Source organism: Alkalihalophilus lindianensis (assembly GCF_032843265.1).
In the GTDB taxonomy this organism is placed as follows: Bacteria; Bacillota; Bacilli; order Bacillales; family Bacillaceae_D; genus Alkalihalophilus; species Alkalihalophilus lindianensis.
Map to the genome: position 1 here is coordinate 1 of NZ_JAWJBA010000769.1, position 249 is coordinate 249.

At 69.5% G+C, this 249-nt stretch carries 1 pseudogene; it reads left to right on the plus strand.

Features of this window, described 5'->3' with window-relative positions:
• Window positions 1-249, plus strand: a pseudogene (locus tag RYX56_RS24260) (HPr(Ser) kinase/phosphatase); the annotation flags it as partial.

The following is a 249-nucleotide window of genomic DNA, read 5'->3' on the forward strand; positions in this document are numbered from 1 at the left end:
TCGTCGTCGAGCACACTCTCCACCGGCCGGGGCTCGTGCTCGCGGGCTACGACAACCTGTTCCAGTTCCAGCGCCTGCAGGTGCTCGGCAACACCGAGTGCCGCTACCTCCACTCCTTCGAGCCCCCCGAGCGGGCGAACGTCTTCGACCGCCTCGCCCGCTTCGACATCCCCGGCATTCTCCTCACCGCCGGCAACACCCTCGACGACGACCTGATCGCCCTCGCCACGGCGCGCGGCATTCCGGTGC